The 7935-nt window shown below is 56.7% G+C and carries 7 protein-coding genes and 1 pseudogene; 1 reads left to right on the top strand and 7 read right to left on the bottom strand.

Annotation, left to right across the window (positions count from 1 at the left end; translation table 11 throughout):
- Positions 1-236 (bottom strand): annotated as a pseudogene (locus tag G7A99_RS25865) (hypothetical protein); the annotation flags it as partial.
- A gap of 16 nt (positions 237-252) precedes the next feature.
- The gene (locus G7A99_RS25860) at positions 253-405 is read right to left on the bottom strand and encodes a type II secretion system protein (protein ID WP_305792321.1); all 153 of its coding nucleotides are present in this window, start codon (positions 403-405) and stop codon (positions 253-255) included.
- Positions 406-1175: 770 nt separating this feature from the next.
- Here G7A99_RS25860 and G7A99_RS14390 point away from each other — a divergent pair.
- Positions 1176-1904 (top strand): lysylphosphatidylglycerol synthase domain-containing protein, encoded by a 729-nt coding sequence (locus G7A99_RS14390; RefSeq protein ID WP_205599864.1) that lies wholly within the window; start codon positions 1176-1178, stop codon positions 1902-1904.
- Positions 1905-1909: 5 nt separating this feature from the next.
- Here G7A99_RS14390 and G7A99_RS14385 read toward each other — a convergent pair whose 3' ends face one another.
- From G7A99_RS14385 to G7A99_RS25795, 5 genes are all read right to left on the bottom strand, one after another.
- The gene (locus G7A99_RS14385) at positions 1910-2944 is read right to left on the bottom strand and encodes a hypothetical protein (RefSeq protein ID WP_163141319.1); all 1035 of its coding nucleotides are present in this window, start codon (positions 2942-2944) and stop codon (positions 1910-1912) included.
- Between the two features lie 41 nt (positions 2945-2985).
- Positions 2986-4080, bottom strand: coding sequence for a glycosyltransferase family 4 protein (locus G7A99_RS14380; protein ID WP_163141316.1), 1095 nt, complete (start codon positions 4078-4080; stop codon positions 2986-2988).
- 61 nt (positions 4081-4141) lie between these two features.
- Positions 4142-5050 (bottom strand): glycosyltransferase family 2 protein, encoded by a 909-nt coding sequence (locus tag G7A99_RS14375; protein ID WP_163141313.1) that lies wholly within the window; start codon positions 5048-5050, stop codon positions 4142-4144.
- The gene (locus G7A99_RS14370; RefSeq protein ID WP_163141310.1) at positions 5047-7002 is read right to left on the bottom strand and encodes a hypothetical protein; all 1956 of its coding nucleotides are present in this window, start codon (positions 7000-7002) and stop codon (positions 5047-5049) included. Before G7A99_RS14370 ends, G7A99_RS14375 begins: the two co-directional genes overlap by 4 nt.
- An 84-nt stretch (positions 7003-7086) precedes the next feature.
- Entirely contained in the window at positions 7087-7491 is a 405-nt protein-coding gene (locus tag G7A99_RS25795; RefSeq protein WP_163141307.1) for a pilin, read from the bottom strand.
- Between the last annotated feature and the right edge of the window lie 444 nt (positions 7492-7935).

Raw genomic sequence — 7935 nt, 5'->3', positions numbered from 1 at the left:
AGCCCGCCGCAGCGCCATCCGACCAGCCGGCCGTCCGAAGCCGTCTTGGGCACCATGGTGAAGGTCTGCCCCTGGTGGACCCCGCTGTCGATAGCGACCTCCATCGTGCCGCTACTGGTCACGGTCACGCTGTTCGTCCCGAAATAGGTGCCGCTCAACTGGTCGGCCGAGTTCGTGATTCTCGTATCACTCGCGACGTTGTTGAAGGAACCCTTATGGCTGTAGTACTCAACCAAAGAGTTACGTAAGCCATCAGTGACGGTGAGCGTATCCGCGACCTGTATAGTCGATGTAACCGCCGATCGCGATGGCGGCCAGGATGCCGATGATCGCGACCACGATCATGAGTTCGATGAGGGTGAAGCCCCCTTCCGTCCGCGCCAGGTGCCCGCCGTGCATACTCATCCCTTATCCCTTTTCGATAGGCCTCGATCTTTCGGGAGACGGATAGGCAGAGAGCATGCCAAGTTAGGCTGGTGTGGCGTTTTTCCGCGGTTCTGCCCACGCGCGACGTGATATCGTTCGGATCGGTGTGCTTGAAGCACTGGCGAAGTGGTCGTGTTGTGTCACCTTGGATCGCGTTAGAGACGCGTTGCGTCGGACGGTATGGCAGTTCGACAATGATCGATTGGGTAGAATTTCCGCCACTGCGACCAAAAAATCTCGCAGACCCAAATGACCTAGCCGTCTTCAGTTCTTGCACTGTGCCCCTTTAGGGATCGGCGGGCGCAGGAGCCATACGCGGCTACCGCGCCTCTGAGCTACAACATTTAAGTCAGAGTCCAGTAGTCCATGAGTCATGTGCCGTTGGATAAACCCAGAATGGACGTGCCGGAAAATCGGCATGAACGCTATATCCCACTGGCTGTCTCCATCGGTACTCCCATACGATCTAGGATGGCGCAGTATGGCCGCGCGGGGGAATGGCGGTGCCCAAGGCGGGGTCATTGCCCGGTAGACGGAGCGGCGCGGCTATGAGCGTCGTCGGCCGTCTGCTGGTACTTATAGGGACGCTAACTCGCCAGCCCTCGATCCTTGAGAGCCCGCGTGTGCGCCGAGCCGGCGTGCTATTAGCCGCTGCAGTCTTCTTCGGAGGACTAGCCGTTGCGCTCATTGCGCGACCGGGGCTATTCCAAGATGTCGATCCCGGAGTCTGGGGGATAGTACTCCTTTGCGTGCCGCTGACTGTGTTCACCAATGCCGTCCAGTTCTGGCTCACGGCCGATCTGTTACGTGTACACATGCCACTTGCCCGCGCTGTACAGATTACCCTGCTAAGCACCGCGGCCAATATGCTGCCGCTACCGGGCGGTAGTGTGGTGCGAATCGCGGCACTAAAGAGCGACGACAACACTTACCGGCAGGGCACTGCTGCAACGGTGCTGGTGGCCGGGAATTGGCTGGGCGTGACCTTGGTACTGGCCGGATGCGCGCTCCTCGCACTCGGTCTCGACCGACCGGGCGCAAGTGTGCTTGTGGGCGGCATTCTCGCGCTTGCGGCCGCCGGCACCGGCTTGCGCTTGCTTCACAAGGCGGAACTCGGCTGGATGCTGGCGCTCGTCACGGCGCAGATGGCCTTAGTGGGGATCGGGACGCTGCGTCTTTGGCTATGTTTTCGGGCCCTTGGCGATCCTGTGGCGGCGTTGGAGGCCATCGTGCTGACTCTTTCCACGGTAATTGCCGCAGCAGTCGGCGTGGCGCCGGCGGGGCTCGGCGTCACTGAGGCTACCGCGGCTGGCATCGCGGCGACAGTGGGTATTCCGGCCTCATTGGCATTCGTCGCGGCCGCGCTGAACCGAATTTCCGGCCTGGCAGTGGTTGGGCCGCTGGCAACGCTGCTTCACTGGATCGATTCGCGCCGCACGCCCGGCACCGCAGGGAATACCCCTCCAAAGCAGCAGTGAAATGGCTATTCGACCGGCCGGATTGTCGGCGTATGCTGAAGGCTCCCACCATTGTCCGACAAGCGCGCCAGCGGCGAGCGGCCGTAGCCGCGTCGTGCAGCCTCCATCCATGCCTCGTCTCGCGAATAGCCCATGACCTCCATAAGCCTGCCGCAGAAAAACTCCACGGCGAATATGTCTCGATCCGACCAGGATCGCCAGTCCGAGATGCCGTGCCGCATGGAACTATTTATCCTCTCATTCATGAAAGGTGCCGGATCGCGGTATTGGAACTGCCGATCCCCAAAGTCCGCACAGAACGCGACGAGATCGTATATGGCATGGCCGTCGATGAAGAGGTCTTCGAAGCGGTACAAGCGCACCGCCTCAAAGCTAGTTTCGGCCTCTGCCAGTATTTGAGTCGTGGTAGCCCAATACCATGCCAGGCGCTCGCGGGCAGAGAGTTCCGGCCAGACCTCAATTGCGCTATCTCTTTGAAGGTGTTCTGGAGACAGACGACCTAGGCCAAATCTCTGTACGCGATCACCTTGCCCATATTTCGTCGTCCGATGCCCTTCCCAGGAAGTGATCCACGTCCTGGGATCGCGCACAACCCCAACCCCCTTCCAACGCTTAAAGGCATACGGCGCTGCAGAGAATATCGCGGCGAGCGTCCCATAGGATTCGATAATTAGTTGTCTATCCGTTTTCCTGTGAAGCCTCTTACGGGATGTCAGCAGCTGTCGGCCAGCGTCCTGCGGGCTGATTTGATGCGATAGCAGTCGGCGAGACAGGTTGCGAGTACCTGTCCTGCGCGTGAGTTTCCCCAAGACGGTTTCTGTTAGACCGAGTAGCCGAATCCTGTAAAAGTCCTCTTGGAGGTTCACAAGGTGGATAGCGTCCGCCTCATGTATCGAGAACGCGTCCTCGATGATGCGGCCTAGCTGGATTCCAAGGAACTTGGTTCCGGTTCGCCCAGCCGACCCGATAAGTACCGTTGGCTTTTCAAGTAACTCCATCCGAATTCCCATAAATCCGTTGCTAACGCCGGTATCAGCCAATTAATCTCCAAAATGGCCACGGAGAAACGGAGGACCTTTTATTATGCGTCACGCGACTCCAGTATCGCACGCAGCTTCCTGCCGAATTCCCCCCATCGGTAATCGGCTGCGAACGAGCGACAGGCTTCGGGTGACTCGGCACTGGTTAACTTTAGATGGCGGATCAAGACAGAGGCGAATTCTCGGTCGTCGCCAGCCGGCACCAACCGGCCACTGACGCCGTCAAGAACGGCGTCGGTAACGCCGCCTACAGCAAATGCGACTGTCGGTGTGCCGTGGGCCGCGGCTTCAAGAGCCACCATTCCAAAGCCTTCGTGGTCTCCGGGACGGTCCTGGATCGGGAAGACATGAACGTTGGCGGCGAAATACGCTTCGCTGATCTCCTGGTCGTTATGAGTGCGAGGGCCGAGGAAGCATACTATGTCCTCGCGGCCGTGGCGTGCCAACGAGTGTCGAGCCTTTTCTAAGACAGACCCCCCCCGGAGTAAGGCTTGGTTGGGCTCTTCGCCGATCACCACTAGCCGGGCATCCGGAACGGCATCGAGCACGGTCGGGAGGACATCCTCGACGAACGGAGCCAGCCCTTTTCGCTCCGTGATGCGGCCGACATAGAGCATCACAGGGCGCTCGTGGAGAGCGTGGTGTTCGCGGAAGCGTCGCCGCGCTTCCTCGGCACTGGACAGGTCAGGCAGGTCGACACCGGGATGCAATATCCAGATGCGGGAATCATCGATGCCGGCCTGCTTGGCCAACGCGCGCGTGAAATGACTGTTGACCAGCACGATGTCACAGCGACGGATGAACGGTAGCCAGAAGGCGCGGTAGAGGAGGTGATTCGCCTCGATATCTAGGCCATGGAGGTAGACTACTGCCTTGGCCCCCGCGATCCGCGCAGCAAGCCATGCAAACGGGGCCGTGAGCCCGCTACCGGCCATCACCAGTTTCGGATGCAAACTCGCAGCTTTCCGGGCGGCCTTCCACATGACGTCCGGTAGGAAACGCCCGAGTGGGGATTCCGGTACCTCAGTGACTTCTACGCCGTCAGGCGCCTGCGCTGCGGCACCCCTCGGTCCGATGGCATACACATCGTAGTCAAGTCGCAGTTCGTCGAGGATGTGCCAGATTAGGCGTTCCATTCCCCCCACCAGTGGCGGGAGATTCCGGGTGATCACGAGGATCCGTGGTTTTGGGTCGGCCTCAGCGACCATGGTTTCCGCTCTGGATATTAGCTTGGTCGGTGTCCTTGTACATGAGCTGGGTAATCTGTTCAGACACCAAGCCGATAAGGAACGCAAGGATGGCGGTGGTGAGCATGAGGGCGGACATGTTCGTGAATCGGCCCTGGGTGATATAAGTGTATGCGTAGTAGCCGACACCCAGGCAGAATAGCCCGGCGCTGGTCGGTGCGAATATCTTTAAGGGTGAGTACAGAGTCGCCACTTTGAATATGATTAACAAAAAGCGTAGACCATCTCTAATCGGGCGAATGTGACTTCGGCCGGTCCTTTGGTCGGCGGAGATAGGAACGTAGGTTATGGTGAATCCAGCGCGGAAGAACGCCATTGTTATGGTCGTGGGATATGAAAATCCGTTTGGTAATAAATGAAGAAATTCTCGAAATTTAGCGGCATGTGCCGCTCTGAACCCAGAGGTGAGGTCATATATGTCATGGCCAGTCATGTAGCTGGCGAGGCGGTTGTAAATCCAGTTGGCGGCACCCCGACCGAAATTGGCCTGGGAGCCATTGCGGCGGGCCCCTACAGCCATATCAAATCCCCTGTTCAAATTCTCCAGCATGCGGGGGATGTCTTTTGGATTGTGTTGGCCATCAGCGTCCATGAAGACCAGAATATCGCCCAGGGCATGACGAGTGCCGGTCTTTATTGCGGAACCGTTGCCGCTGCTGTATGGGCGTGAGATAACACGTGCGCCAGCTTCTAATGCGTACGAAGCGGTCTTGTCAGTGGAACCGTCATCCACAACCAATATCTCGGTCACATTTGCCGAATCTTGTATCGTTTTTATTATTCGGCCAATCGATGCCTCCTCGTTTTTTGCGGGGATGACAACGGATATCTTTTGACTGTGGGCGTTGTTTTCGGTCATTGAGGAACCTTGGCAGATGATGGTGACGCCTGTTCGTTAATCCGGTTTGAACCTTCCCCTGTTTTTTCTTGTTGTCCGGGGTCGGTCAAATATCCCAAGATTGTCCTTATGTGAAATGGCCCGTACGCTGTTTTGCGGTCATCTGAGTACTTATGATTCGAGAGCTTACGAGCTAAGTCCGCCCGGTTGTGGGCCACGAGCGCATGGATTTGGCGCTGTAACGTGACCTTGTCTTTGGCGATGGTGTTTGCCTTTACGAAGGCCGAGTATGCATCGTCGGCCAACCCACGACTGAGAAGTATGCGCCCTGATAGCGTCCACAGGTATGCTTTTTGGCGCCATGTGATGTTTTTATTTTCTATTAGCGCTCGGGCTAGCGTGTATATGTTTTCAAGTTTAAGCCCTTTGCATGCCCCTGACATGGTTTGTGTCACAAGAGGGTTGAAGAATCGGTCGATGCCGTTGAAGCTGGAGGTTTTCTTTGCCAGCTCTATAAGGGCACGGATTCTTTTCTGACTAATCTGTTCCTGTGGGCATTCCAATCGTAAGGATAGGAGTAAGGGGTGTAAGGAATGGGGCAGGAGTTGGTGCCAGCGAGCAACGGCGATATTTAAGGCTAGGGCGTTGCCGTTACGGTTGGCAATAAATGCGCGACGCAACCATGCGTTTGGAGAATTAGGCGCCTCCATTATCCATACTTTTGAGGCTAGCGTGGGGTGGCCCCATAAAGATGCTCGCATGTGAGCTTGGGCACCACAGATGGCGAGCCAGATTGCGGAGGCGAACACAGCGGTCTTGAACTTTGATCGGAAAAGTAGTGTTGCGGCTATCGCGAGCGTTAACGCTATGCCGACGGAAGGAAGATAGTTTCGGTGTTCGTAATACAGGTCTAGGTTGGGGCCGGAAGCCTCTATTGTGTGTCCTAAGAAGAAAAATAGGATACCAAGTGCTATGCCGGGATGTTTATTTCGAATGTATATTGCAGTGCCTAGAATTAGCGCTATGAATGCCCACGAAAGCAATGCCTCGGTGTTTGTGGTGCTCTGGATGCTTGAGAAGGAATCGTAGAAAATAGCACGAGTTGAACTCTGGGGAATCAGGAGTTTGTATATGTAGTCTAGTAGAACCGGGCCTTCGGCGAGGAGTCGGGCGGTTCCGTCATCCTTTATTATTTTTGCACCGAGATAGGCAAAAATGAGCCCTGACGGAATGATGGCAAATGCGGCTATCAGAAGTTTTTCGGACGGTTTTTTTTCTTGCGTTTCTGCGCGTTTTGAGAAGACGGTTAATTCAAGGGCTAGAATTAATAGTGGCACGGAAGCCGCGTTTTCTTTAGCGTAGAACCCAAGAAAGGCAGTCACCGGTACTGAAAAGAGTAATGTTAGTCCGGTGGCGGTGTGCCCACATGATACGCGGAGGCGGCCACTGATATATGCCGACAGGGATGCCAGCGTGAAGAACGCAGATAGCTCCGCCATACGTTGAACCGCATAGAAAACGGTGGAAATATGTAAAGGCGCGATAAGCCATATTGCGGCGCATGCGAGAGGCGTGAAGAATGGGGGGTGGCTATTGTCAGTGCGGTTTAAGGCAGTCACCGTCAGTCTTGCGAAAATGAAAACCATGATGCCGTTGAGAAGGTGCAGCATCAGGTTGGTCCACAAGAACGGTGTTGCCGATTGGGGCCACGCGTATTGATTGATGAGAAAGGACAGGACCGATATCGGCCTTCCTGTCATGCCAGATACATTTGATGTCGCGAACTGGAATAGTTCGTGACGGGTGTCGATAAGGCCCTGTGCGTCACCGAGTGGTGCTAGATTGGCGAAATCGTCAAATAGAAAGCTTCCGGATACGCCGGGGAGTAGGGTGTACATGGTGACGAGAAGGCATGTGTACAGGCCTATGCCTGTGGTTATTTCCTTGCTCTCGAAAGTTCGAAGTTGGCGCATCTGAAAGTCGTCGGGTTTAAAATAGATTCGCCCGGGTACCCCATAAGAGACCCCGGGCGAATAATAGAGGGATGTGTAGCTTTCTTACTGGCAGCTGCTCGGGGCCCACTGAGTCGAGCCGCTCGAGTTACACTCCCAGCTCACAGAGCCGTTATTCAGATCCGGATCGAGCGTGATCCTCAGGTTGGCGAGCGGGCCGCTACCACCGACGCCGATTGTAGTCCCGTTCCAGCTGATCCCGGATACCAGGTCAGTGGTCACGTCGGTAAAGCTGATGTCGGTGGTACCGCTAGCGGGTAGGGTGCCTTCCACGATCGCGTACTCCGACACGGCGGTCTTCAGCGGCGCGGCGGCCGTGATCATTTCGGTGGCCTGAGCGCGCCGGGTGTAGTCCTGATACGCCGGGATGGCGATGGCGGCGAGGATGCCGATGATCGCGACAACGATCATCAGCTCGATGAGCGTGAAGCCCTGCTGTGTCTTCTTCATGGGTGAACTCCATTTGCGTTCAACAGTACTGAAGTTGTCCGGGTGGCCGTGTGTGCCCAACCGGGTTGCCCCGGTCCACGCCCTGGTCCTGCCCTCCAGTCACTCAATGACTTAGCAGGTTCCGTGCCACCACTCCGGTGCGCGCCCGACGGTTCCGAATCCGTTCCTTATGAGCCGCGCGTGCGGGCGCGATGCCCTAGACACGGGTACAGTATGGGCAGCCTGCACATCCGTGTGCAATTGCCGCATTTTGTCATGTTTGGCAATCGGGGTGTGACGTGGAGCGGCACCTTGTCGGGGGTTTGAGGAGATTTGTCGGGTGTGGGGGCTTCGGGCGGGGGCGGTTCGCTGTACGGGTCCTCTCCGTAAGACCCTCTCCCCGAATTCCCAAAACCCTCTCCCCAAACCGCTCTCCCGTGAAGGGAGAGGGGCTGTACGGAGGGG

It is taken from the genome of Arhodomonas sp. KWT (assembly GCF_010993615.1).
This window is presented reverse-complemented; position numbering and strand designations above follow the sequence as displayed.